Origin of the sequence: Paracoccus aerodenitrificans, from assembly GCF_027913215.1 — a bacterium.
In the GTDB taxonomy this organism is placed as follows: Bacteria; Pseudomonadota; Alphaproteobacteria; order Rhodobacterales; family Rhodobacteraceae; genus Paracoccus; species Paracoccus aerodenitrificans.
Genome location: NZ_CP115784.1, coordinates 2,737,501 through 2,760,809, shown reverse-complemented (window position 1 = coordinate 2,760,809; position 23,309 = coordinate 2,737,501). Strand labels below are relative to the sequence as shown.

At 58.6% G+C, this 23,309-nt stretch carries 23 protein-coding genes, 2 tRNA genes, 1 rRNA gene and 1 pseudogene (1 of these 27 running past the window's edge); 15 read left to right on the top strand and 12 right to left on the bottom strand.

The genetic code is table 11. The features are described 5' to 3' along the window. Positions 1-88 precede the first annotated feature (88 nt). The 6 genes and pseudogenes from istB to PAE61_RS14865 all read right to left on the bottom strand — a co-directional run bounded on the left by istB (position 89) and on the right by PAE61_RS14865 (position 4,640). Entirely contained in the window at positions 89-817 is a 729-nt protein-coding gene (istB, locus tag PAE61_RS14890; RefSeq protein ID WP_271113143.1) for an IS21-like element helper ATPase IstB, read from the bottom strand. Further along, positions 750-2,315 (bottom strand): annotated as a pseudogene (gene istA / locus PAE61_RS14885) (IS21 family transposase); the annotation flags it as partial. The gene istB and the pseudogene istA, both read right to left, overlap by 68 nt. 74 nt (positions 2,316-2,389) lie before the next feature. Next, positions 2,390-2,707, bottom strand: a complete 318-nt coding sequence (locus PAE61_RS14880) for a hypothetical protein (protein WP_271113142.1) — start codon at positions 2,705-2,707, stop codon at positions 2,390-2,392. Beyond that, the gene (locus tag PAE61_RS14875; RefSeq protein ID WP_271113141.1) at positions 2,704-3,630 is read right to left on the bottom strand and encodes a DUF2971 domain-containing protein; all 927 of its coding nucleotides are present in this window, start codon (positions 3,628-3,630) and stop codon (positions 2,704-2,706) included. Before PAE61_RS14875 ends, PAE61_RS14880 begins: the two co-directional genes overlap by 4 nt. 145 nt (positions 3,631-3,775) lie before the next feature. Continuing rightward, positions 3,776-3,865, bottom strand: a tRNA-Ser gene (locus PAE61_RS14870). Between the two features lie 256 nt (positions 3,866-4,121). Next, positions 4,122-4,640 carry an invasion associated locus B family protein gene (locus PAE61_RS14865; protein ID WP_271115169.1) on the bottom strand — a complete coding sequence of 173 codons (519 nt, stop codon included), beginning with the start codon at positions 4,638-4,640 and terminating at the stop codon, positions 4,122-4,124. A 152-nt stretch (positions 4,641-4,792) separates the two neighbouring features. Here PAE61_RS14865 and PAE61_RS14860 point away from each other — a divergent pair, with 152 nt between their 5' ends. Beyond that, a complete protein-coding gene (locus PAE61_RS14860; protein ID WP_271113140.1) occupies positions 4,793-5,779 on the top strand; it encodes an asparaginase in 987 nt (328 codons plus the stop codon). Between the two features lie 299 nt (positions 5,780-6,078). Here the strand turns inward: PAE61_RS14860 and ykgO are convergent, their stop codons facing one another. Both ykgO and PAE61_RS14850 read right to left on the bottom strand, forming a co-directional pair. After that, on the bottom strand, positions 6,079-6,204 hold the full coding sequence (gene ykgO, locus PAE61_RS14855; protein ID WP_042245282.1) for a type B 50S ribosomal protein L36: 126 nt from the start codon (positions 6,202-6,204) through the stop codon (positions 6,079-6,081). 79 nt (positions 6,205-6,283) lie between these two features. Further along, positions 6,284-6,358 (bottom strand) — tRNA-Val (locus tag PAE61_RS14850). A 176-nt stretch (positions 6,359-6,534) separates the two neighbouring features. Here PAE61_RS14850 and PAE61_RS14845 point away from each other — a divergent pair. The 7 genes from PAE61_RS14845 (at position 6,535) to PAE61_RS14815 (ending at position 11,569) form a co-directional block, all read left to right on the top strand. Continuing rightward, the gene (locus PAE61_RS14845) at positions 6,535-7,395 is read left to right on the top strand and encodes an N-formylglutamate amidohydrolase (RefSeq protein WP_271113139.1); all 861 of its coding nucleotides are present in this window, start codon (positions 6,535-6,537) and stop codon (positions 7,393-7,395) included. Next, entirely contained in the window at positions 7,392-7,520 is a 129-nt protein-coding gene (locus tag PAE61_RS14840) for a hypothetical protein (protein WP_271113138.1), read from the top strand. Before PAE61_RS14845 ends, PAE61_RS14840 begins: the two co-directional genes overlap by 4 nt. A gap of 15 nt (positions 7,521-7,535) precedes the next feature. Next, complete coding sequence (locus PAE61_RS14835; protein WP_271115168.1) at positions 7,536-7,850, top strand: NUDIX domain-containing protein; 315 nt, start codon at positions 7,536-7,538, stop codon at positions 7,848-7,850. Positions 7,851-8,320: 470 nt separating this feature from the next. Beyond that, entirely contained in the window at positions 8,321-8,563 is a 243-nt protein-coding gene (locus tag PAE61_RS14830) for a hypothetical protein (protein ID WP_271113137.1), read from the top strand. Positions 8,564-8,576: 13 nt separating this feature from the next. Then, positions 8,577-9,278 carry a FadR/GntR family transcriptional regulator gene (locus PAE61_RS14825; protein ID WP_271113136.1) on the top strand — a complete coding sequence of 234 codons (702 nt, stop codon included), beginning with the start codon at positions 8,577-8,579 and terminating at the stop codon, positions 9,276-9,278. A gap of 345 nt (positions 9,279-9,623) precedes the next feature. After that, positions 9,624-10,250, top strand: coding sequence for a TRAP transporter small permease (locus tag PAE61_RS14820; protein WP_271113135.1), 627 nt, complete (start codon positions 9,624-9,626; stop codon positions 10,248-10,250). Next, positions 10,247-11,569, top strand: a complete 1,323-nt coding sequence (locus PAE61_RS14815; RefSeq protein ID WP_271113134.1) for a TRAP transporter large permease — start codon at positions 10,247-10,249, stop codon at positions 11,567-11,569. The genes PAE61_RS14820 and PAE61_RS14815 overlap by 4 nt, the downstream gene beginning before the upstream one ends. A gap of 29 nt (positions 11,570-11,598) precedes the next feature. On the opposite strand, the gene PAE61_RS14810 is transcribed toward PAE61_RS14815, so the two are convergent. From PAE61_RS14810 to PAE61_RS14800, 3 genes are all read right to left on the bottom strand, one after another. Then, on the bottom strand, positions 11,599-12,267 hold the full coding sequence (locus PAE61_RS14810) for an HAD family hydrolase (RefSeq protein WP_271113133.1): 669 nt from the start codon (positions 12,265-12,267) through the stop codon (positions 11,599-11,601). Between the two features lie 30 nt (positions 12,268-12,297). Beyond that, complete coding sequence (locus PAE61_RS14805; RefSeq protein ID WP_271113132.1) at positions 12,298-13,068, bottom strand: hypothetical protein; 771 nt, start codon at positions 13,066-13,068, stop codon at positions 12,298-12,300. A gap of 72 nt (positions 13,069-13,140) precedes the next feature. Next, a complete protein-coding gene (locus PAE61_RS14800) occupies positions 13,141-13,815 on the bottom strand; it encodes an IclR family transcriptional regulator (protein WP_271113131.1) in 675 nt (224 codons plus the stop codon). 298 nt (positions 13,816-14,113) lie between these two features. Here PAE61_RS14800 and PAE61_RS14795 point away from each other — a divergent pair, with 298 nt between their 5' ends. The 3 genes from PAE61_RS14795 to PAE61_RS14785 all read left to right on the top strand — a co-directional run bounded on the left by PAE61_RS14795 (position 14,114) and on the right by PAE61_RS14785 (position 16,997). Continuing rightward, complete coding sequence (locus tag PAE61_RS14795) at positions 14,114-15,130, top strand: TRAP transporter substrate-binding protein (RefSeq protein ID WP_271113130.1); 1,017 nt, start codon at positions 14,114-14,116, stop codon at positions 15,128-15,130. A 65-nt stretch (positions 15,131-15,195) separates the two neighbouring features. Then, positions 15,196-15,696 carry a TRAP transporter small permease gene (locus PAE61_RS14790; RefSeq protein ID WP_271113129.1) on the top strand — a complete coding sequence of 167 codons (501 nt, stop codon included), beginning with the start codon at positions 15,196-15,198 and terminating at the stop codon, positions 15,694-15,696. Positions 15,697-15,707: 11 nt separating this feature from the next. Further along, positions 15,708-16,997 carry a TRAP transporter large permease gene (locus PAE61_RS14785; RefSeq protein WP_271113128.1) on the top strand — a complete coding sequence of 430 codons (1,290 nt, stop codon included), beginning with the start codon at positions 15,708-15,710 and terminating at the stop codon, positions 16,995-16,997. An 18-nt stretch (positions 16,998-17,015) separates the two neighbouring features. On the opposite strand, the gene pyrF is transcribed toward PAE61_RS14785, so the two are convergent. Further along, entirely contained in the window at positions 17,016-17,714 is a 699-nt protein-coding gene (pyrF, locus tag PAE61_RS14780; RefSeq protein ID WP_271113127.1) for an orotidine-5'-phosphate decarboxylase, read from the bottom strand. Between the two features lie 295 nt (positions 17,715-18,009). Between pyrF and clpB the strand changes: the two genes are divergently transcribed. The 4 genes from clpB to PAE61_RS14760 form a co-directional block, all read left to right on the top strand. After that, on the top strand, positions 18,010-20,646 hold the full coding sequence (clpB, locus tag PAE61_RS14775; RefSeq protein WP_271113126.1) for an ATP-dependent chaperone ClpB: 2,637 nt from the start codon (positions 18,010-18,012) through the stop codon (positions 20,644-20,646). 153 nt (positions 20,647-20,799) lie between these two features. Continuing rightward, the gene (msrP, locus tag PAE61_RS14770; RefSeq protein ID WP_271113125.1) at positions 20,800-21,708 is read left to right on the top strand and encodes a protein-methionine-sulfoxide reductase catalytic subunit MsrP; all 909 of its coding nucleotides are present in this window, start codon (positions 20,800-20,802) and stop codon (positions 21,706-21,708) included. Beyond that, a complete protein-coding gene (msrQ, locus tag PAE61_RS14765) occupies positions 21,708-22,328 on the top strand; it encodes a protein-methionine-sulfoxide reductase heme-binding subunit MsrQ (RefSeq protein ID WP_271113124.1) in 621 nt (206 codons plus the stop codon). The genes msrP and msrQ overlap by 1 nt, the downstream gene beginning before the upstream one ends. 482 nt (positions 22,329-22,810) lie before the next feature. Continuing rightward, positions 22,811-23,309, top strand: a 16S ribosomal RNA gene (locus PAE61_RS14760); it runs 962 nt beyond the window's last position.

Here is a 23,309-nt window from a genome sequence, read left to right as displayed (position 1 = left end):
AATTGACCCCTCTGGAGCTGAGCTGGCCCGTCGCTGCGTAGTCTTCATGTAACGCCGCGGCGACGGGCCAGCGGGGGTTCCGCTTGCCCTACGCCCGGTTCTTGAAGCGCCAGCTTTCGTTGCCGGTTTCGACGATCTCGCAATGATGGGTGAGCCGGTCGAGGAGCGCGGTGGTCATCTTGGCGTCGCCGAAGACGCTGGGCCATTCGCCGAAGGCGAGATTGGTGGTGACGATGATCGAGGTCCGCTCGTAAAGCTTGCTGATCAGATGGAATAGGAGCTGGCCGCCGGTCTGGGCGAACGGGAGATAGCCAAGTTCGTCTAGGATCAGGAAGTCGAGGCGGGAGATCAGTTCCGCGGTCCGGCCCTGTCGTTCGGCCCGGGCTTCGGCGTCGAGCTTGTTCACTAGGTCGACGACGTTGAAGAAGCGGCCCCGGCGGCCGTTTCGGATACAGGCGCGCGCGATGCTGACCGCGAGATGGGTCTTCCCAGTCCCGGTTCCGCCGATCAGCACGAGGTTGCGCTGATGATCGAGGAGGTCTCCGGTGGCCAAATCGCGGATCAGGGTCTCGTTGACCTCGGCGGCCGCGAAGTCGAACTCGTCGACTTCCTTGGCCAGCGGCAGTTTGGCGATGGTCATCTGGTATTTGATCGAGCGCACCTGCTTCTCACTGATCTCGGCGGTCAGCAAATCGCCGATGATCTGCTGTGGCTCGTGCTGTCGCTTGACCGCTGTGGTGATGATCTCGTCGTAGGCCGTCCTCATGCCGTAGAGCTTCAGCTGGCCCATGGCGTCCAGCACCTGTGATCGTTCCATTTGTTGTCCTCCTCAGGCTGTCATAGCGGTCGCAATTGGCGGCGGGTTTGCGGCCCAGCTTCAGCGCATCCGGCGTCGTGATCGTCAGGGGTGGCGGCGGTTCGCGGTGACGCGCCAGGATGTTCAGCACGACGCCGGCGGAATGAACGTTGTGAGACAGGGCCTCCGCACAGGCGGCTTCGACGGCGTCCAGGCCATCGGTGAGCACAGCCCCGAGGATCTCGACCACCTGACGGTCACCGCCGGGCTGGCGTTCTAGCCTGCGCTGCAACCGGCACAGGGCTGGAGGCAGGTCCCACTCCTTGAACGGCGCCCCGTTGCGCAGGGCACCAGGTTTACGCGCCAGAACCGGGATGTAATGGAGCGGGTCGTAGATCGCCTTGCCACGACCGAAGGCCCGATCATGGCGAGCCACGACCTGACCATCCTGCCAAAATTCCAGCCTGTCGGCATAGGCGCGGATCTCGACGGGCCGCCCGACCGCACGGGCGTCGACCGAGTAGCGGTTCTTGTCGAAGCGCACGAGACAGGTCTTGGAGACGGAGGCCGGCACTGCATGGAAGCCGTCGAACGGGCCGATATAAGGCACCAGGCTCGGACGCTCCTCCTCGAACACCTCCCAGATCGTCCTGTCCGGAATGTCGGGGTGTTTGTTCGCCTTGGCATAGGCAATGCATCGGTCCTCGAGCCAAGCGTTCAGTTCAGCATAGGATTTGAACTTCGGCCGCGGCACGAAGAACCGCCGCCGGAGCACGCCCACCTGGTTCTCGACCTGACCTTTCTCCCAGCCTGAGGCGGGCGTGCAGGCAGCCGGCTCGACCAGATAGTGCCCGCACATCTGCTGGAACCGGCGATTGTAGGCGCGATCCTTGCCGACAAAGATCGTGTCCACCGCCGTCTTCATGTTGTCATAGATGCCCCGGGCACAGGCTCCGCCGAAGAACGCGAAGGCCCTGTCATGCGCGTCGAACACCATCTCCTGCGTCTCGCGCGGATACGCCCCAACGAACGGCATCCGGCTGTGGCACAGCCGGACATGGGCGACCTTGACCGTCGTGGTCACGCCATCGAGGATCACGATCTCATGGCTCCAGTCGAATTGGTAGGCCTCACCAGGATCGAAGATCAGCGGGACATAGGCTGAAGCCGATGCCTCCTGCGTTACCTTCGACCAACTGGCCGCATAGCGCCGGATAGCATCATAGCTGCCGTCATAGCCACGGTTGCGCAGCTCCTCGTAGACCCGGATCAGCGTCAGGCGTTCGCGCTTCGGCCGCCGCGCATTCTCGGCCAGCATGTCGTCCAGTGCAGACCGCCAGGGATCGATCTTCGGACGCGGTTGCGTCGTGCGGTCATAGGTGAATTCGGTCGCGCCCGATCTGATGACTTTACGCACCGTGTTCCGAGACAGCCGCAACTCACGGCAGATCTGCTTGATCGACTTGCCTTCGACGAAATGCGCGCGCCTGATCTTCGCGATCGTTTCCACAACCAACATCCCCTGACTGCTCCCTCATGCTTTTGAGGAAGCTTCTGATCAGAATTATCAGGGGGGTCACTTTTGGACGCCGATCACCCCAAGATAGGGGTCAGTTTTGCATGCCGTTCCACACGGAACAGCTTCAGGGCGCAGGACCAAGGTATAATGATGGGCTGAAAAGCGACATTCAAAAATTGAAAGGAAAAACAGTGGTTTATGAATTTTATTGGTGGGCGACCCTGGAATCCCATTTTCTCATTTTCCTCAATGATTGTTGCTGGGAATGCCAACTTGCTGCCCCTGCTGAGGCGGTCTAGCTGGCGGCCATGGAGATCCCAGCTGAAATGCTGCGCCTGAAAGGCAACTGACCCCGGTTTGCGTTCACCGTCGCAACCGGGGTCTCTTTTCATTCTGACACTTCGTCGTAGGTATGCGATTGCCGATTAGGCACGGCACGCATTACGGGTGCATGTGGATACCGGCTAGCTACAGCATCACGAATACGGTCCGCGATTTCAGGGCGCGTTTTCGCTCCCAAGATAATTCTGTCAACGGCTTCTGGCGGAAACTTAAGCAACTGTATTGGATCGTCGGCGTTCCCAACGGTCAAATCGGCTTCACCATTCTTGATATAAAGCCGCCATTCACGTTCGTATGCCCAATCCGTTGTCTTTGATATGAATGCCGCCTGCGGGTTCTCAAGTGGTTCGTCAAGTTTCCCGTCGAAATATGCGACCTTCTGCAACCGGGTCTTTTCCCCGTTCTTGCGCTGGTGGAACCACGCGTTCTCTGTATCGAACGCAACCACAAAACCCGCGTTGTTGTCGGCGTAGTGTGCCCACATGGGCGGACTATCCATCCGTTCAGAGAGAGAAAAGCAAAGCAGGTCACGACCCAACTTTTCCAAAAGCTTCTTGGCGTTTTCAGGATCGTTGAAGTGAGGAACTAGCATCGTGTCAACGGCTTGCTGCATCTGTTGCCGCAGCATCCCCATGAAATTGCCGCCGTAGTGTTGTTCGGCAATTTGCAGAGCCAAATCAGGGGGCAAAAAACCTAAGCCGTTTTCTTTGAGCATGTCCGCCGTCAGTTTGCGAACCGATTCTTCGGACAGGGTGTTGTCCATCTGCTCAGCAAGCATGGACAGCATCTTCGGCCCGGCCAGCTTGTCGAACGTCGAACGAACTTCAAAAGTATCGTTCGTGTCTAGCAGTGGCGTAAACCGCACTGTGCCGCCTTCAAGAACGTTTCCGACACGCTCAGCGGACAGATATTTGTAGAGATAGCGCGGCGGTGGGGGCGGATTGTCGAAATCGTCTAGGCTAAAAGTATCCATGTTACGCACTTTCTACGTCGTCTATCGCGGCATTCATACCGCAACAGACAGGGTGAAACAGCGCCTCAAAGCCCTGAACGTCGCATGGGTAGTTCATGGGTAGTATGAACTGAGCACCAATTTGCCTAATGAAATCAATGCATAGTGGCGGAGACGAAGGGATTCGAACCCTCGATACCGTTTCCGGTATGCACCCTTAGCAGGGGTGTGCCTTCGACCGCTCGGCCACGTCTCCGTCGACGCGTTTAGCAGTGGCAAGCGGGCAATCTCAAGCGGAAAATGCTGATGATGCTTTGCAGAGTGAGCGGGTGGTGCTGATCATTAAGGTGTGACCGACTGGCATTAGCGTCGAATTGATCACTAGAACCACCAGCTTGAGATGATCACAGGCCGAGCCTGATATTTTTTCACATGACAGCCAGATGGAAAACACAACTGGCTGTCATGAAAGCTTTGATAACCGGCTCAGACGGGTCACCCCAGGGTCGGTATTACTGGCACTGCGCCTTGGCGGCATTGGTCGCGGCGGTGATGCCCGACAGGCTGAACGTGTCGACTGTTCGGGTTCCGCGAGACGACATGCCGGTGACGGTTGCCTCTGCACCTGCGCGGAGGGCGGCAATCAGACGTGCGTCCTCTGCGGAAGAGCCGGTCCAGGCGTTTTCGCCTTCCGTGAACAGGTCGAAACCCTGCCCGCCGATATTGACCGAAACTGTCGAGCCGGGGTTGAAAGGATATCCGCCGGTGAAGCTGACCTCTCCGGCTGAGCCGGGACGATAGGCAACATAAAGGCGGATGTCGCCCCGCTGGACTTCCACTGTCTGGCCGTCCTTGGTGTTAACGGTGGATTTGGGCGGAGAGACCGCCCAGCATTCGCGGGGGCTGCTGCCGGCGAATACTGTCCAGTCGCCCTCGGTTGCGACGACGTTGGTGGAATCCTGTGCCTGGGCGGCCCCGGAAAAACCGGCTGCAACTGCCAGAATTGCGGCAGCGCCGCGCAGCGTATTCATGTTCATCTTCTGCCTCCTGCCGATAGCGTTCTTAACGATGCCTGTGGCCTTTGCTACGTTCTGCCGTCAAGATAACGCCAAATACAGGCGCGAAAAAAGCCCATTCGGCAGGAAATCGCGTATTTGTCAGGAAAATGAGAGGAAGCAGAAACATGCCGGCGGCGGAACTGATCGAAATTTGGCGCGGTGGGCTGCGTGAAGGCGTCCATCGAGGGCATGCAGTCATCCATGACGGGCGGGGCATTGTCGAGGCATGGGGGGATCCGTCGGCGATCATCTTTCCTCGTTCTTCGTGCAAGATCATTCAGGCTCTGCCGCTGGTCGAATCAGGTGCGGCGGATGCTGCCGGGCTGGGGGCCGAGCAGCTTGCCCTGTCCTGTGCCTCACATAGCGGAGCGGCCTTGCATGTCGGAAAGGTCCGCTCCTGGCTTGAGGGCATGGGGCTTTCCGAGACCGATCTACGCTGCGGCTGTCACATGCCGTGGAACAAGGACGAAAACCGGCTGCTGACCTGCGGCGATCATGCGCCCAGTCAACTGCACAATAACTGTTCCGGAAAACATGCGGGGTTCTTGTCCTGGGTGCGGCATGAAAAGGCCGGGCCGGAATATGTCGAGCTGGATCACCCGCTCCAGCAGGCGATTCGGTCGGTTACTGCCGAGGTTACCGGCGAAGAGCCGGCCGGTGTCGGGATAGATGGTTGCTCTGCGCCGAATTTCGCCGGCTCGATTACCGGACTGGCCCGGGCAATGGCTGCTTTCGCTCAACCGAAAGAGGATACGCGTGGACAGGCCATGTCCAGGTTGGTGCAGGCGATGTGCACCTATCCGGAGCTTGTCGCGGATGAGGGTCGTGCCTGCACAGAGTTGATGCGGGCAATGGGTGGTCGCGTCGCCGTTAAAACCGGCGCGGAGGCTGTGTTCATTGCGATTATTCCCGATCGCAAGCTTGGGGTGGCGGTAAAGATCGAAGATGGCGGAACGCGCGCATCCGAGGCTGCGATCACGGCGCTTCTGGTTCATCTCGGCGTGCTGGACAAGGCGCATCCTGTGGTCGGGAAATTGCTGACCGGGCCGATGGTCAACTGGCGCAGCATAGAGGTCGGCGGCCTTCGTCTGGCGAGCGGGTTTCCGGTCTGAGCGTTCAGCATAGGAAATATGGGCCGAAGCGGGCGTTCTAACGTCAGATGGGCAGAAATATCGATGAAATTGCCTGCGCCCTGACCGAAGCTCTGTCGGGTCCGCATTGCGGACGCTTCCGGGTGTTGGTTTTTGCCAACGTCTTCTGCATTTACGCTCTGCCTGCCGGTCGCGATGGCGCGGGTAGCTGAGCGAAGGCTTTGCACTCAACGCCAATCGCCCGCCTTCAAACCAAAAAACCCGCCTCGTCTCCGGGGCGGGCCTCAGTTTTTGACCCTTTCGGGCCGTGTCCGTCGCAATTAACCCTGACGGGCTTTGAAGCGGCGGTTGGTCTTATTGATAACGTAGATCCGGCCCTTGCGGCGCACCACCTGGCAATCCCGGTGGCGGCTCTTGAGCGAGCGGAGCGAGTTACGAACCTTCATCGGCCTTCTCCTCATCGCGGCGCTCAGCCAAGCGCCTTGAAACTGAAATACCCCCGGCCCATGTCCGGGGGCGCGAAAATGGTGGGCGGTACTGGGATCGAACCAGTGGCCACTACGATGTCAACGTAGTGCTCTACCGCTGAGCTAACCGCCCGTTCCCGTGCGATTCGGCCCGGACGGGGCGCAGATTCGCGTCGGTTCGGGGGTCTATATAGGCACTGCTTTGGGGTTTCAAGGCAGTTGGCGACAGAAATATGCGACGCTATAAGCGTGGTATTGAGTTATGCCGCCTCGGTGCGCAAACCGAAGCAATTTATGGATTTGGCACCAATGATGGATTCTCACGGCTATATACTGCGGCAGCCGCAGGTCTGGGAAAGCGGCGTCATTTTCTGTTCGCCGCATTCGGGCCGTGAATTTCCTGACTGGTTTTTGCAGGAATCCCGCCTTGATGTCGCCGCGCTGCGGTCAAGCGAGGACGCGTTTATCGACCGGCTGATAGAACCTGTGCTGGACGCGGGCGCGGTGACGCTTGCCTCGCGGGTGCCGCGCAGCATCGTGGATCTGAACCGGGGTACATCCGAGCTTGATCCCGAAGCCGTTCAGTGCGGTCCGCACCGGCCGACGACGCCGCGTGCACATGCCGGGCTGGGTGTCATTCCCCGGGTCGTGTCCGGTGCCAGGCCGATCCGGAACGCACCTATTCCTATGGCCGAGGCCAAGCGCCGGATCGACACCTATTGGCGACCTTATCACGCCGCTTTGCGCGAGTTGGTCGAGCAGGCCATGTCTCGTTTCGGCTGGGCGATCATCATTGACATGCACTCGATGCCGCATGAAGCGGTCAGTCACATGGTGCCGCCGCTTCCCGAGGTCGTTATCGGTGACCGGCACGGCGTCAGTTGCGGGGCGCAGCTTCGCGAGAATGTCGGTCATCTGTTCCGTCAGGCGGATTTCAGATTGCGGTTCAATGCTCCGTTTTCCGGTGCTTATGTCGCCAACGCATATGGCCGCCCCTCGCAGGGTGTGCATGTGCTCCAGGTGGAAATCGACCGCGCCCTGTATCTTGATGAGACCCGCACCGAGCCGTCTCGGCAGTTCGATGCCTTCGCTGCACGGCTCGGTCATGTCCTGACCCGGATCGCCCGGCTTCGCCCGGATCAAAGCATCGTTAAGGTCGCTGCCGAGTGAGCGATCCCCTGACGACGCCGGTATTCTGGGCTGAAGGAGACGATTTTGCCGCGGCCAAGCTGATACTGACCATCGACGATGCTGTGCTGGTTTATCTGCGCGATGATTTCGATCATATTCCTTAGCCGGCCCACTGTGATCTGCCCGGAGGAGGCAGAGAAGGCGACGAAACGCCCGAAGAATGCGCATTACGTGAGTTGCAGGAAGAGTTCGGGTTAACGCTGTCGCCGGATCGACTCGAATCGCGGACGGCGTTTCGCAGTCCTTTAGATCCAGATCTCGTTTCGGTCTTCTATACGGGCAGGCTCAGTGGCACTGATATCGAGAATATCCGTTTCGGAGATGAGGGCCAGTACTGGCAGCTTATGCCGGTCAGAGAGTTTATAATTCACCCCCGGGCCGTGCCACATTTCCGCAAACGTGTTGCTGTGCTTCTTGGCGATCAAATCATCTGACTGATGGTTTTTCGTGCAGTTTTCTTATAGTATTTGATTTTTATTAATCAATAATTAACCATACTTTCAGTCACTTAATTGACTTGAGCCTGGCGTGTCGGTCATGTTCGGCATGGAAATAACCATCAGGGCATGATGAAGATGCGATCGACGGCAGGGCGTTGCTCTGCGATCAGTGCTGGTCATTCGAGTACCGGCTCTTTTGCAGGGTTTGTCCGATCTACTGTTGCTCCCGGGGAGGGGCGTCACTCAGGATCGGCTCTCCGAGCACTTGCGCAACGGGTGATTCTGAGCGGTCGAACTGTACGGAGGATGTGCGGAAATGTGCCTAAACTGTTCACGATCTCGTCGGAAAATCGGATTTTTCGCCATATTTGGGTATTGTTAAAAACTTGTAAATCCATTTTTCTTTCGCCCTTGAGGCTACCGGATCCGGCACGAAACCGGCCTGTCGATCTCAGGAAAACGAGATGAAGATTGCCGCAGCTACGGCGTTGGCGGCAGTCATCGCTACGTCAACGTCATCTTACGGCAAGAAGCCGCCGCCGCTCCGGCAGTGCGATTGGCAGTTCTTCGGGCGATGCGTCATTAAGTGCTGTCGCGACCTCATGAAGTCGGTTGCTGACAACAGCAACATCTCACTGAACTCGGGTGTTTTCAAGGTGCTTAAAACATTGTTACAATTAGATAATATTCTAACGAGTCAAGCGTAACGAAGGTAGCCAGATGATCCCGCGTCGCAGTTTAGCAGATGTCGTTTTCGAGCGGCTTGAGCAATCCATCAAGTCGGGCGCCTATGCGGACGATGAACGGCTGCCGACAGAACACGAACTCGCCGCCGAGTTCGAGGTGTCCCGCCCGATCGTGCGCGAGGCACTCCGGCGGCTGCGCGAACGCGGGCTGATCTATTCAAGGCAGGGCGCCGGAAGTTTTGTGCGCACGCAGGGGCTCAGAAACCCTCTGGGATTCGGCATGCTGGAAAATGTCGCCGACCTGCTTGCTTGCTATGAGTTTCGTTTAACCATAGAGCCTGAGTCGGCTGCTCGTGCGGCAGAGCGTCAGACCGCAGAAAGTCTGGCAGAGATCACATCAGCGCTTGAACTAATGCGCGACGCCACCAACCGGCAGATCCATCGCGATGACGCGGATTTCCAGTTTCATCTTGCCGTGGCATTGGCCAGCGAAAACAGCTATTTCTCGACCGCGCTTGGGGCGCTGAAGGATCATATCGCCGCTGGCATGAAGTTCCACGGCGCTTCGGCCAAGCGCGAGACACATGGTCTTGTGCGCATTCTTGCCGAGCATACGCAGATTTTCGAGGCTATCCGGGATGGTGACAGCGAAACTGCGCGTCGGCGTATGCGTGAGCATCTTCTTGGATCACGCGAGCGGCTGTTTGAACGCCGTAGGCCTGAACCTGCGGCCTGACGCCGGTATTTTCTACATACCCTGATCTCAAGATGGAACGGACGATACCGTTTCAGTCGCAGCTTGCTGGGCCATAGCTGAAAGCAGTCTGGTGCCATAGGCTTATGCAATTGCGGCGATGATGATTTGTGACATAGGCAGCAGCGAAAAATCGTCATAAGAATGTTATGCTGCCAGCAAGGATCCGGCTGGTTCGGGGCTTGTTCGTGCCGTCAGGGATAGCCAGGGAGGTGGTTGTGTTAACTTGCGCGATCATGGGGCTGACCTGTTCGACCGGCGCGGGAGACCCCCTAGGGCTAATGAAACCGGATATATGCGCCGGTCAAAAAGAAACGGGAGGTGGGAATGTTGCGTTTCCTGGACAGGTTCGAGGAGACCTTTATCGTTCTGCTGATGGCGGCAGCGACGATCCTGATATTCGTAGCGGTCACGCAGCGTTATGCGCTTGATCTGACCGCCGATCTTGTCCGGGCGAGCCGTGGCTGGGGGATCGAGTGGCTGAGCACCGGCTCGCGTGATTTCTACTCGTTTCTTCGTCGACTGAATCTTCTCTGGGCTCAGGAGGCCTGTATTTATCTGTTCGTCTGGATGGCCAAGTTCGGCGCGGCCTATGGCGTCCGGATCGGCATTCATGTCGGCGTCGATATATTGTCAGAGCGGCTGGAAGGTACGGCGAAGACCATCATCACCACGATTGCGATGTCGGGCGGGATCATCTTCACCTTTATCGTGGCTTGGATCGGCTTTGATTTCGTCCATGAGGTTTACCGCAACGGGCAGGTTTCCCCGGATCTCGAAATCAAGATGTGGATTGTCTATCTCGCCGTTCCTCTTGGATCTGCGCTGATGTGCTTCCGCTTCGTTCAGGCATTATGGATGTTCCTGCGCACAGGTGAGATCGCTCATCACAGCTTCGACACTGTCGAGGGCGTTGAGGACGAAGCTGAAGCTGCGGCGGAGGGCAAGGCATGACCGCGCTGATTATTTTCGTAATCCTTGCCGTGCTTCTGATTACCGGGATGCCGGTTTCGATTGCGCTTGGGCTTACGGTTTTCTCGTTCCTGTTCGCATTTACCGATATCCCGCTGGACAGTATCGCGCTGAAACTGTTCACCGGGATCGAGAAATTCGAGATCATGGCGATCCCCTTCTTCATCCTCGCGGGTAATTTCCTGACTCATGGCGGGGTGGCGCGACGGATGATCCGTTTTGCGACCTCTATGGTCGGTCACTGGTATGGTGGCATGGGGATGGCAGCGGTACTGGCCTGTGCGCTGTTCGCTGCCATTTCCGGCTCATCTCCGGCAACCGTGATGGCGGTCGGCTCGATCCTGATCCCGGCGATGGTCAAGCAGGGTTATCCGCCGCAATTCGGCGTCGGCTCGATTGCCACCTCTGGTGGGCTGGGTATCCTGATCCCGCCTTCCATCGTGCTGGTGATGTATTCGGTTGCCACGACGGGCATGGTCGTTACCGGACCCGAGGGTGAGCCGGTGATGTCGGCCTCTATCGGCACGCTTTTCATGGCCGGTGTGATTCCGGGCCTGCTTCTGGCGGCGATGCTGGGCGGCACGACCTATTGGCGTGCGCGGGCGAATGATTATCCGCGCATGGAGAAGGCAAGCTGGCGCGAGCGCTGGTCCGCATTCCGTGAATCGGTCTGGGGCCTGCTGCTGATCGTGATCATCATGGGCGGTATCTATGGCGGGTTCTTCACCCCGACCGAGGCCGCCGCCGTCAGCGCCGTCTATGCGTTCATCATCGCGGTCTGGGTCTATAAGGATATCAAGCTGCGCGACGTGCCGCGCGTGTTGCTGTCATCTGCCGCCATGTCGGCGATGCTGCTGTATATCATCACCAATGCAGTGATGTTCGCCTTTATCCTCACCTCAGAGCAGATCCCGCAAAGCCTGTCCGCCTGGATCGTCGATCAGGGGTTCGGAAAAATTGGCTTCCTGCTGGTGGTGAACATCATGCTGCTGTTTATCGGCATGGTGATGGAGCCATCCGCGATTGTGCTGATCATGGCCCCGATCCTCTATCCGGTCGCTGTCAAGCTGGGCGTGGATCCGGTGCATTTCGGAATCATGATGGTGGTTAATATGGAGATCGGACTCTGTACGCCGCCGGTGGGGCTGAATCTCTATGTCGGATCGGCGATATCACGGCTGGGTCTTACAGAGGTCAGCAAAGCCGCTGTACCCTGGCTGCTGACCGCGCTGACCTTCCTGATGCTGGTGACCTATATTCCGGCGATCTCGCTGTGGTTGCCGAGAGTGCTTGGGATGTAGAGGGAGAGGCTGGACTGGCCGATGCAGGTTCATGGCAGACCCAGCATATCCTGCAGCTCTGCATAGCTTGTCGCGTGAAGATCGGCGAATGCCAACTCGGGCGACGTGGCTTGCCGACCTATGGCAACAGTGAACAGGCCGGCATCTTTGGCGGAACGTGCGCCGGGGACCGAATCTTCGAAGGCGATCAGTTGATCGGGCGGAAAACCGAGACGCTTGGCGGTGACAATATATGGCATCGGGTCGGGTTTGGGTCGGGGCAGGGGATCGGCAGACATAACCACCTCGACGATATCGGCCACACCGATCTGGCGTAATGCATCGACGATCAGGTATGCCGGTGAGGAAGAGCACAGGGCGACCGCCAGACCGAAACCGTGAAGCTCTCTGAGAAAATCTGCGGCGCCGGGGATGGGCTTTCGCAGTTGAGGCAACCAGTTTTCGGCCTCTGCGAAGATCGCTTCCTTGATCGATTGCGCGGCGTCGGCAGTGTCCGGCGCGAAGACTTCGGCGATCAGCCTGTCCATGCTGCGGCCTTCGCTTGCCACCAGTTGTTCTGTTGTAACCGGGCGATGGTGACGATCCGCAACGATGCGTTTGGCCTTTGTCCAGGCGGGTTCGCTATCGACCAGAGTTCCATCCAGATCGAAAACCGCGCCGCGAAATCCTGCAAGAAAAGCGCGTCCAGGTCTGTTCATGATTTACTCTTCTAAAACCTTTGGCATGTTTTACTGATCCGAGTCCGGCTTTGCGCGATCATCGGCAGATTGTGCTATTCTGACCAGTGGCTGAAGGGCCTGGCCCTTCACGAGCCAACTTGTTGCGAAGGCGAAGGAGGCGATCACCTCCAGCCAGAAGACCGGCCGGAGAGAGGGGAACGGGTCTCCGGCCAGTTTCAGCAAGCCCATTCCCAGCATGGCGGCGACGATGATCCAGCCGCAGATCCGATAGATCCTGTGGCAGGCACGCTGCCTTGCCGTCGCCTTTTCGCCGCGAACGAACAGAACGAGGCAGAAGATGGCGAGCGCTCCGAAGAAGAGGCCGGCGCACAGGCTGTGCAGCAGTGAAGTCGCTGTATCGCCCAATGCGCACTGGGCAAGCGTGCATTCGACCGGTTGATCGACGATGACCGGGACGCTTTCCGGGGCCTGATATGCTTCATCTTCGGCAGTCGGCATCAGGGCCACTCCCAATGCGCCAATAGCGGCAGTCCGGGCGACGACGATATCCGAGATCAGCTCATTTCCGATCGGACGATATCCTTCGTAGCTCCATAGAAATACCGCCTGAGCGCAGAGTGTCCCGACCAGCACCTCGCGCATCGGAGAGTAATAATAGGCAGAGATACTTGCCAGAAACCCATCCGCCGAGAACAGGGCATAGATTATCAGCGCGGTCGGCAGAAAGAACCCGAGGTAACCGATTGCCCGCCGGACCGACAGGAACGACAGCACAAGATCGTTTTCCGCCTTCTGCCTCGATTCCTGTTGCGCTGCCATCATTCCGCCCCGAAGCTGCCGGTCAAGGCTGCACAGGATGGGCTGTCCGCGTCAAGGAGGCAGCTTTTCCGGTCACCAGATCCTGCCGATTGCGGCGGCAGCGGCCATTGTATGTTCCACCGCGCCTTCGGGCAGTTCGTGCAGTGCTACGATGGAGACGGCGGCATCCGTCGGTGCGACCGCCGGATCGCTCGGGATGATCGGTGCCGCGATGCCGACTGCGCCGCTTTGCAGCTCTCCCCGTGTAATCGCGTACCCTTGCTGCCGGGTCTGAACCACTGCGGGAAGATCGTCGGCAGAGGCTGCCCGGCTGGACAGAATCGCCAGACCAGAGGCCCCGCGCGTCAGCGGGTGGCGCACGCCCAGCCGGTACGAAATGCGAAGAAACCCGTCGCCGCCTTCCTGCACCGCCGCAACGACTGCATTCGGTCCGTCGGCCAGCACGATGCACGAGGTGGTACGGGTCGCTTCAGACAGCTCGGCCAGATGCGGCATGGCCGCGCTCAGCCTGTGTTTCTCGACCGTTGCGGCCAGAGGAATAAGCCCGGCACCCAGTACGACGCGCCCATCCGACAGCCTGCGGGCAAGGCCGTGCGATTCCAGCGTCGCGATCAGCCGGTATGCGATGGCCTTGTGCACGGAAAGCCGCTCCGCCAACTCGGCTGGTTTCAGCCCGGACGGAGCCTCGGACAGGGCTCTCATCGCGGCCAGTCCCCGGTCCAGTGTCTGCAGGATAGTATTAACCATTTGAACACCCTGTTTTTTCGTTGACAGAAAACTTGCATTTAATATATTCGATATAGGTAACATATGGTGCGATAATCGACAATATCTGACGATGTCATGTCAGGGAAATGTGGGGATGCAGATGCGTCGACGGTTTTCGCGGCAGAAGTGATCTGACCGAGAGGAGAAGGGGTCAATCATCGGGACCGGGTGCGAGAGGCTGCTTAACGCGCGGCAAGTGTCCGGCTGATAACCTGCTGTTCATTCGGCAGTGGTAAGCTGAGTTTGAAGGTAAAGTCGTCCAGGGAGGAAACAGGATATGAAATCAGCAATAACCGCCGGCGTGGCGATGTTTTTGGCATCAACGCCGGTCATGGCAGAGACGAAATTATCGCTCAGCCATTATCTGCCAGCCGTTCATGGGATTCAGACGGATTTCATCGGGCCGTGGACTGAACAGGTCAGCGCCTGCACCGACGGCGAGGTCACATTCGAGATTTTCCCCGGCGGGACCCAGAAAGGGAATGTCGCGAAGCAACAGGAACAGGTTCTGGCTGGTGTTGTCGATATCGCGCATGGGCTATCCGGCATCCCGCGGGGTCGTTTCAACCGTACTTCGCTGGTCGAAATGCCGTTTCTGACCCGGGATGCCGGTGCCGCGACTTATGCGCTCTGGTCGCTCTATAATGAAGGTGAACTTGGCGATGAGTATGACGGGCTGAAAGTTCTCGCTTTGCATGCACATAATGGCGGGCTGCTGCACACGAACGGCAAGCATGTCGAAACGATGGAGGATATGAAGGGGCTTCGTATCCGCACACCGTCTCCGCCGATTTCGGAAATGCTGACCTTCCTTGGTGCGACTCCGCAGGGTCTGCCGCCCGGTGAGGTATATGAGAACTTGCAGCGCAAGGTGATCGACGGAACCGTCTTTCCGTGGGATCCGATCAAAAGCTTCGGACTGAACGAGGTGCTGACGGATCACCTCGATATGGGTGCATATACGGTTTCGTTCTTTTTCGTGATGAACCAGAAAAAATACGACAGCCTGCCGGAAAATGTCCGAAGCTGCATTGATCAGGCCTCGGGCGATAATCTTGTCGGGAATTTTGACCAGTGGTGGGATAAGTGGGACGCCAGCGGCCGTGAGGAAGCAGAGGCGGCCAATCACACTATTACTGTGCTCTCGGATGAAGAGCGTGACCGCTGGCGCGAGGCGCTTGGTCCGATGATCGAATCCTATCTGGAAACCATGAAGTCCGAAGGTGTCGAGGATGCGCCGGAACTTTATCAGAAGTTCCAGGACAAGGTGGCCGAGTTCGAAGCGGCTCAGTGATGTGACCGGGCGGCGCGGGGCGGCCATTCCGCCCTGCGCTGACCGGAGATAGGGAGGGACGTGGTATGGCTTCGCTGTTGCGTCGCATCGACGGGATCATAGAGTTACTGGCTGCAATCGGGGTTCTCTCCTATTGCACGGCGGCTCTGATCAGTGTTGCGGATGTGATCGGGCGTCGCATCGGGACGCCGGTGGCCGGTGTTGTCGATTTGGTGCAGCTCTTCATCATGGCGGGTGCCTGGCTGTCGATCCCGTGGGGTTTTGCGGTTGCGGCGCATGTCGGCGTGGATTTCCTGCTGGAGGCGATGCCGTCAAAGCTTGGACGTTTGCTGCGACTGCTTGCTGCGATCTCGGCAATCCTGCTGATGGCGCTGATCTTTGCCGAATGCATTCCGACCTATCGCATGCAGGTCATGCTGGGCGATAAGTCTCAGCAGCTTGGCATTCCCATTGCATTTTACTGGCTGCCGCTGCTTGGCGGTGTGCTGGCATCGATTCTGGCGCTGATTCCGGTGGTGATCCGGCTGGTCTTCGATCTGCCCCAGACGCGCAGCGCAGCTCATTAAGGGTTCTAAAAATGTCCTTGCCTCTTATCGGACTGACCGGATTCATCATGACGCTGGTCCTGATCGGTCTTGGTTTTCCCGTGGCGATTTCGATGGCCGTGATCGGTCTGGCAGGAATTGCGCTGAGCGGTGCGCTGGACCAGGCGGCCTATGTTCTGTCCACTGCCCCGTTTGAATCGATTTTTCCTTATTCTTTCAGCGTGATCCCGCTTTTCGTGCTGATGGGTGTTTTCGCTGCGCATGCGGGGCTGTCACGCTCGCTTTTCGACGTGATCAATGCATTTGTCGGGCATTGGCGCGGAGGGCTGGCAGTTTCTACTGTCGGTGCTTCGGCGGTGTTTGGGGCGATCTGCGGATCGTCACTGGCAACGGTTGCCACGATTGGCCGGGTCGCGATGCCGGAAATGCGGCGCTATGATTATGATGACAGCCTGTCTGCGGCGGCGGTGGCTGCGGGCGGTACGCTTGGGGTGCTGATACCTCCCTCGATCATTCTGGTGATCTTCGGGCTGCTGACGCAGACATCGATCGGAGCGCTGTTCATGGGCGCGATTATTCCCGGTATTCTGGGAACTGTGCTGTATGCTCTGGCGGTTATGCTGCGTGTGCGCCGCAGGCCGTCGCTGGCACCCGCCGGGCAGCGCGTGGATTGGGGCCGCCGCTTCGCCTTGCTGAGCGCCGTCTGGCCGGTGGTGCTTCTGTTCGGTCTGGTGATCGGAGGGATGCAGCTTGGCTGGTTTTCTCCGACCGAGGCCGCCGCGGTGGGTGCTTCCGGGGCGTTCCTGCTTGCGCTGGTGATGGGCGGGCTGAACCGGGGTGTGATGCGTGGGATCGTGCGTGAGACCGCCGCGCTGACCGGAATGATCTTTCTGATCCTGATCGGGGCGGCGTTCTTCAACTTCTTCCTTGAGACGACCGGCCTGCCGATGATGCTGGCCGAGCTGATCGGTGGCTCGGATATCCACCCCACGCTGGTCATGATCCTGATCCTGCTGTTCTATGTCGTGCTTGGATGCTTCATGGACTCGATGTCGATGGTGTTGCTGACCGTGCCGCTACTGGCGCCGGTCGCGATTGCAATGGAATATGACATGGTATGGTTCGGTGTGCTTGTCGTCACCGTGGCCGAGATCGGCCTGATCACACCGCCAGTTGGGATGAATCTGTTTGTGGTTCAGGCGACCGCACCCGGTCTGAAGCAGGAAACAGTGATCCGCGGCATCCTGCCCTTCATCACTGCCGATGTGCTCAGACTGGCGCTGCTGCTGATCTTTCCGTGGCTTGTCTGGTCCGGGCTGTGACGCCCGGACCGGCTGTAATCAGTTTAACCCGGCAAGGATATCCTGCACCGCCTTTCGCGGATCGGCGGCTTGCCAGACGGGGCGGCCGATAACGATATGATCAGCGCCTGCCGCAAGCGCAGCGGCGGGCGGTTCCACCCGCTTCTGGTCGCCAAGATCCGCACCGGCGGGCCGGACGCCGGGGGTGACGATCAGCCGGTCATGGGCCTCGGGCAGGGCGCGTATCGCGGCGGCTTCGCGGGGAGAGGCGATGACGCCATCTGCGCCGGCCTCGAAAGCGCGGGCGGCGCGTTCGACCGTCAGGTCGTGCAGATCGCCGGGCACGAACATCGCCGCGTCGAGATCGCTGCGATCCAGCGAGGTCAGAACGGTGACGCCAAGGATTTTCATCTGCGATCCGGCGGCACCCTGTTTGGCGGCTCTGACGACATGCGGGTCTCCGTGAACGGTCAGAAAATCCAGATCGAACTGTGCCAGTCCGCGCACGGCGGCCTCAACCGTTGCGCCGATATCGAACAGTTTCATATCGAGGAAGATCCGCTTGCCGTGCTCATCCTTCAACTCGCGGGCAAGCGCCAGACCGCCTCCGGTCAGCATTCCCAGCCCGATCTTGTAGAAAGAGGCCGCGTCGCCGATGCGCCCGGCCAACTCGGCCCCGGCCACTGCGTTGCCCACATCGAGCGCTATGATTAACCGATCGTCCACGGCATCCTCCATTTTTCCAAACGGCCCGCTTATGCCGGTACACGGCAATTTTGGAAAGCCAAAAGCGCTACGCCAGCAAAGGCATAACCCGCTTTTTCCGCTAGATTTCGTAGGCCGGACCGCAGGCTGACAGTATCCTGCACGAGGCTGCTTTTGCTGTCTGCATTGCGGAACGGGCAGGCGGATCGCGGTGTTTTGTGCATATTGTAACCGCCGGACCGGATGCCCATCTTTCATGCCGAGATCCGCGACCGGACCGTGCCATGATGGGCGGTTCCCAAGGCGGGGGCTGCAAAGGAGAGTCCATATGGATATGGAAAAATTTACCGAGCGTTCGCGCGGTTTTATGCAGGCCGCGCAGACCATTGCGATCCGTGAGGAAAATCAGCGGGTCGTTCCCGAACATTTGCTGAAAGCTCTGATCGACGACGATCAGGGATTTGCAGCGAACCTTATCACCCGGTCCGGCGGCGATGCAAAGGCCGTGCGGCAGGCTGCGGATGCGGCAGTCGCGAAGCTGCCGAAAGTCTCTGGCGGTGGTGGTCAGGTTTATGTTGATCCGTCCCTCGTCCGGGTTCTGGATGAGGCGCAGAAGCTGGCGCAGAAGGCCGGGGACAGTTTCGTGCCTGCCGAGCGGCTTCTGACCGCGCTTGCCATCGTGAACAGCAATGCACGCGATTCTCTGCAGGCCGGAAAGGTTAATGCGCAATGGCTGAACGGCGCGATCAACGATATTCGCAAGGGCCGGACGGCGGACAGCGCAAGCGCCGAGGACAGCTATGAGGCGCTGGCGAAATATGCCCGCAATCTGACGGAGGCCGCCGATGAGGGTAAGATCGATCCGATTATCGGCCGGGATGAGGAAATCCGCCGCGCCATGCAAGTGCTCAGCCGCCGGACCAAGAACAACCCGGTCCTGATCGGTGAGCCGGGCGTGGGTAAGACAGCCATTGCCGAGGGTCTGGCGCTGCGCATCGTCAATGGCGACGTGCCCGAGAGCCTGCGCGAAAAGCAGCTTTGGGCTCTGGATATGGGGGCGCTGATCGCCGGGGCGAAATATCGCGGTGAGTTTGAGGAAAGGCTGAAATCGGTCCTGAAAGAGATTGAGAATGCAGCGGGCGAGATCATTCTTTTCATCGATGAGCTGCACACGCTGGTCGGTGCCGGAAAGACCGACGGCGCGATGGATGCGGCCAATCTGATCAAGCCTGCGCTTGCTCGCGGCGAACTGCATTGCGTCGGCGCGACCACTCTGGACGAATATCGCAAATATATCGAGAAAGACGCGGCTCTTGCCCGCCGCTTCCAGCCGGTGATGGTCGAGGAACCGACGGTTGAGGATACGATTTCGATCCTGCGCGGTATCAAGGAGAAATACGAGCTTCACCACGGCGTCCGCGTCAGCGACGCCGCGCTTGTTGCCGCGGCAGAACTGTCGAACCGCTACATCACCGACCGGTTCCTGCCGGATAAGGCGATCGACCTTGTGGATGAGGCTGCCAGCCGTCTGCGCATGGAGGTTGACAGCAAGCCTGAAGAGCTTGACGCGCTCGACCGGCAGATCCTTCAGATGCAGATCGAGGCAGAGGCGCTGAAGAAGGAAGACGATGCCGCCAGCCGTGACCGGCTTGAGAAGCTGGAAAAAGAGCTGGGTGATCTGACCGATAAGTCGAACTCGATGACGGCGCGGTGGCAGGCCGAGCGTGACAAGCTGGAAGGCTCGCGCAATCTGAAGGAACAGCTTGACCGCTTCCGCGCCGAGCTGGATCAGGCGAAGCGCGAAGGCAATCTCACCCGTGCCGGTGAGTTGTCCTATGGCATCATTCCGGGACTTGAGAAGCAGCTTGCCGAGTCAGATGAGGCCGAGGGCGATGGCGTCATGGTCGAAGAAGCCGTGCGGCCCGAGCAGATTGCCGAGGTCGTGGAACGCTGGACCGGCATTCCGACCAGCAAGATGCTGGAGGGAGAGCGCGAGAAGCTGCTGAAGATGGAAGAGATTCTCGGCAAGCGCGTGATCGGTCAGGATGAGGCCGTGACCGCGATTTCCCGCTCGGTCCGCCGGGCGCGGGCCGGTCTGAACGACGAAAACCGTCCTCTGGGATCTTTCCTGTTCCTCGGCCCAACCGGTGTCGGCAAAACCGAGCTGACCAAGGCGATGGCCGAATATATGTTCGACGATGAGAATGCGATGATCCGCATCGACATGTCGGAATATATGGAGAAACACTCGGTCGCGCGGCTGATCGGTGCGCCTCCGGGCTATGTCGGTTATGATGAAGGCGGTGCGCTGACCGAAACGGTCCGGCGGCGTCCTTACTCGGTGATCCTGTTCGATGAGGTCGAAAAGGCGCATCCGGATGTGTTCAACGTGCTGTTGCAGGTTCTCGACGATGGTCAGTTGACCGATGGCCAAGGCCGCAAGGTCGATTTCAAGAACACGCTGATCGTGCTGACCTCGAATCTGGGCAGTCAGGCGCTGTCGTCCCTGCCGGATGACGCCGATTCGACCGAGGCGCGCAAGGATGTGATGGACGCGGTACGCGCACATTTCCGCCCCGAGTTCCTGAACCGTCTGGATGAGATCATCATTTTCCGCCGTCTCACGCGCGAGAACATGGATGGGATCGTCAAGATCCAGCTCTTGCGGCTGGAGCAGCGTCTTGCGCAACGGCATATCACGCTGGATCTGGATGAGGACGCGATGAAATGGCTGGCGAATGAGGGCTATGACCCGGTCTTCGGTGCCCGTCCGCTGAAGCGCGTAATTCAGCGGGCCTTGCAGGATCCGCTGGCCGAGATGCTGTTGTCCGGCGAGGTTTTGGACGGGCAGACCGTCAATGTCAGCGCCAATGAGGATGGGTTGCTTGTCGGCAATCATGTCGGCACGGCCGGTCACAAGCTTGGTGCCGTAGGCGAAGGCCCGAAAGACGCCACGCTGCACTGATCTGCGCTGCTTTAAGCCCCCGCCCGCGATGGCGGGGGCATTTGTCATGGGAAATTGCAGATCAACGTAATCGTGAGGTAACTTTTAGGACCCCTCATGCGTAGCGTTGGTAGAATGACTGCAACTTGCCTATTCCGTGAACAGGAGCGCACCATGAAACTCAACTGGTCCGATGTCACACCTGAGGCCATCTGGCTGAACCGACGCAGTTTCATGGCCGGAGCGGCGGCGGGAAGCGCCGTGATCGCCGCTACTCCGGCATTTGCATTAAGCGGCAGGGCCTCGGCTTATTCGACCGACGAAAAGCCGAACAGCTTTGAAGAAATTACCAATTACAACAATTACTATGAATTCGGTTTCGGGAAAGAAGATCCGGCCCGGTATTCCGATGCGCTGACCACCGATCCCTGGTCGGTCGAGATCGGCGGGCTTGTCGACCGTCCCGGCAGCTACGGGGTCGAGGATCTGGTGCCGGAAAATGCTCTGGAAGAGCGGATCTATCGCCTTCGCTGCGTTGAGGCGTGGTCGATGGTTATTCCGTGGCTTGGCGTCCCTCTGGCCGGCGTGCTGGAAAAGGCCGGTGTTCAGCCCGGCGCAAAATTCGTCGCTTTTGAAACGGTATACCGCCCCGAAGAGATGCGGGCTCAGCGCGGCGGCGGCATCGACTGGCCCTATCATGAGGGGCTGCGGATCGATGAAGCGATGCACCCACTGACGATTCTGGCGACGGGTCTTTATGACAAGCCCATGCCGAATCAGAACGGCGCACCGATCCGGCTGGTTGTGCCTTGGAAATACGGGTTCAAATCCATCAAATCGATCGTGAAGATCACGGTAACCGACAGCCAGCCTCGGACCAGTTGGCAGAGTTTGCAGCCAAGCGAATACGGTTTCTATGCCAATGTGAACCCTGAGGTCGATCACCCGCGCTGGAGTCAGGCGACAGAGCGCCGGATCGGCTCGGGTCTGCTGGGGGGCAGGCAGGATACGCTGATGTTCAACGGCTATGTTGAACAGGTTGCCGGGCTGTATGCGGGCATGGATCTGGCCCGGAATTACTGATGAAGCGCGTGAATGCTTTTATCGGCCGCATTCCAGAATGGGCGGTCTGGCTGGCAGGGTCCATCCCGCTGGCGCTTTTGACCTATGATCTGTTCAACGGAGGACTTGGAGTCGATCCGGTACGGGATATCGAACACCGGCTGGGAAGGGCGGCGCTTTATTTTCTGATCGGTACGCTGGCAGTAACCCCGGCCCGAAAGATGTTCCGTGTGAATGCGATTCGATTGCGCCGTGCGCTTGGTCTGCTCGCCTTCAGCTATGCGTTTCTGCATATGCTCGCATGGATCTTCTTCGATATGGGGCTGCTGTGGCAGCAGATGCTTGGGGATGTGGTTAAGCGGCCCTATCTTCTGTTCGGGATGACCGGCCTCGTGATTCTGCTGGCATTGGCGGTGACGTCGAACCGGGCATCGATTCGTCGCCTCGGGCGGAACTGGCTGCGGCTGCACCGGCTGATCTATCCGGCGGCGATTCTGGCCTGTCTGCATTGGCTGTGGGCGCTGAAACTCTGGACGGGATGGCCGCTGATCTGTGCAGGGGCGATTCTTGTGCTGTTGCTGCTGAGGGTCCCGTCAATCACCCGAAAGGTAAGTAATATTTCATTGAAAACAGTATCTTGAAAGATTTTTGACATTTTTCCGACATTCGCACTTGCGCCTTTTTTTTCTCCGACCTAAACACCGCCTCACCGAAACGGCGGCGACGCTGGATCGGACGGGGCCCAGGCGGGCAGGCCGAAAAAGTTAAGAAAGCTTCTTGACGGGATCGGAACCAATCGCTAGATAGGGTTTCTGCTTCGGAAACGGGGCGACAATCTGGAAGCAGCGGCTTTAACGGCGCCGAAAGGGTTTGGCGCGGTTGGGTTTGTTTTGTTTCCCTGCTATTTGACATTGTTATGCATACTTGAAGAGATATGCGGGCGGTTTGGTTTTATCGACTGGATTGTTTTGCATATCGGCCTACTAGCTTCGGCGATGATGTAGGTGTCAGCTTCACTGTTTGGCGTGTCTTGCGCGAGTGAGATATGACAAGCAGAAGTGTCCATCTTATGATGGATGATGTGCAAGGTTATTCTGTCAAGGATAGCGTCTTCGGATGCTTTCAACTTGAGAGTTTGATCCTGGCTCAGAACGAACGCTGGCGGCAGGCCTAACACATGCAAGTCGAGCGAACCTTCGGGTTAGCGGCGGACGGGTTAGTAACGCGTGGGAATATGCCCTTCACTACGGAATAGTCCTGGGAAACTGGGGGTAATACCGTATACGCCCTATTGGGGAAAGATTTATCGGTGAAGGATTAGCCCGCGTTGGATTAGGTAGTTGGTGGGGTAATGGCCTACCAAGCCGACGATCCATAGCTGGTTTGAGAGGATGATCAGCAACACTGGGACTGAGACACGGCCCAGACTCCTACGGGAGGCAGCAGTGGGGAATCTTAGACAATGGGGGCAACCCTGATCTAGCCATGCCGCGTGAGTGATGAAGGCCTTAGGGTTGTAAAGCTCTTTCAGCTGGGAAGATAATGACGGTACCAGCAGAAGAAGCCCCGGCTAACTCCGTGCCAGCAGCCGCGGTAATACGGAGGGGGCTAGCGTTGTTCGG

Bases quoted from the DNA above. Each gene is read 5' to 3' on its own strand.
- istB (WP_271113143.1), bottom strand. From the start codon at position 817: ATGGAACGATCACAGGTGCTGGACGCCATGGGCCAGCTGAAGCTCTAC.
- PAE61_RS14880 (WP_271113142.1), bottom strand. From the start codon at position 2,707: ATGAAAAGAGACCCCGGTTGCGACGGTGAACGCAAACCGGGGTCAGTT.
- PAE61_RS14875 (WP_271113141.1), bottom strand. From the start codon at position 3,630: ATGGATACTTTTAGCCTAGACGATTTCGACAATCCGCCCCCACCGCCG.
- PAE61_RS14865 (WP_271115169.1), bottom strand. From the start codon at position 4,640: ATGAATACGCTGCGCGGCGCTGCCGCAATTCTGGCAGTTGCAGCCGGT.
- PAE61_RS14860 (WP_271113140.1), top strand. From the start codon at position 4,793: ATGCCGGCGGCGGAACTGATCGAAATTTGGCGCGGTGGGCTGCGTGAA.
- ykgO (WP_042245282.1), bottom strand. From the start codon at position 6,204: ATGAAGGTTCGTAACTCGCTCCGCTCGCTCAAGAGCCGCCACCGGGAT.
- PAE61_RS14845 (WP_271113139.1), top strand. From the start codon at position 6,535: ATGATGGATTCTCACGGCTATATACTGCGGCAGCCGCAGGTCTGGGAA.
- PAE61_RS14830 (WP_271113137.1), top strand. From the start codon at position 8,321: ATGAAGATTGCCGCAGCTACGGCGTTGGCGGCAGTCATCGCTACGTCA.
- PAE61_RS14825 (WP_271113136.1), top strand. From the start codon at position 8,577: ATGATCCCGCGTCGCAGTTTAGCAGATGTCGTTTTCGAGCGGCTTGAG.
- PAE61_RS14820 (WP_271113135.1), top strand. From the start codon at position 9,624: ATGTTGCGTTTCCTGGACAGGTTCGAGGAGACCTTTATCGTTCTGCTG.
- PAE61_RS14815 (WP_271113134.1), top strand. From the start codon at position 10,247: ATGACCGCGCTGATTATTTTCGTAATCCTTGCCGTGCTTCTGATTACC.
- PAE61_RS14810 (WP_271113133.1), bottom strand. From the start codon at position 12,267: ATGAACAGACCTGGACGCGCTTTTCTTGCAGGATTTCGCGGCGCGGTT.
- PAE61_RS14805 (WP_271113132.1), bottom strand. From the start codon at position 13,068: ATGGCAGCGCAACAGGAATCGAGGCAGAAGGCGGAAAACGATCTTGTG.
- PAE61_RS14800 (WP_271113131.1), bottom strand. From the start codon at position 13,815: ATGGTTAATACTATCCTGCAGACACTGGACCGGGGACTGGCCGCGATG.
- PAE61_RS14795 (WP_271113130.1), top strand. From the start codon at position 14,114: ATGAAATCAGCAATAACCGCCGGCGTGGCGATGTTTTTGGCATCAACG.
- PAE61_RS14790 (WP_271113129.1), top strand. From the start codon at position 15,196: ATGGCTTCGCTGTTGCGTCGCATCGACGGGATCATAGAGTTACTGGCT.
- PAE61_RS14785 (WP_271113128.1), top strand. From the start codon at position 15,708: ATGTCCTTGCCTCTTATCGGACTGACCGGATTCATCATGACGCTGGTC.
- pyrF (WP_271113127.1), bottom strand. From the start codon at position 17,714: ATGGAGGATGCCGTGGACGATCGGTTAATCATAGCGCTCGATGTGGGC.
- clpB (WP_271113126.1), top strand. From the start codon at position 18,010: ATGGATATGGAAAAATTTACCGAGCGTTCGCGCGGTTTTATGCAGGCC.
- msrP (WP_271113125.1), top strand. From the start codon at position 20,800: ATGAAACTCAACTGGTCCGATGTCACACCTGAGGCCATCTGGCTGAAC.
- msrQ (WP_271113124.1), top strand. From the start codon at position 21,708: ATGAAGCGCGTGAATGCTTTTATCGGCCGCATTCCAGAATGGGCGGTC.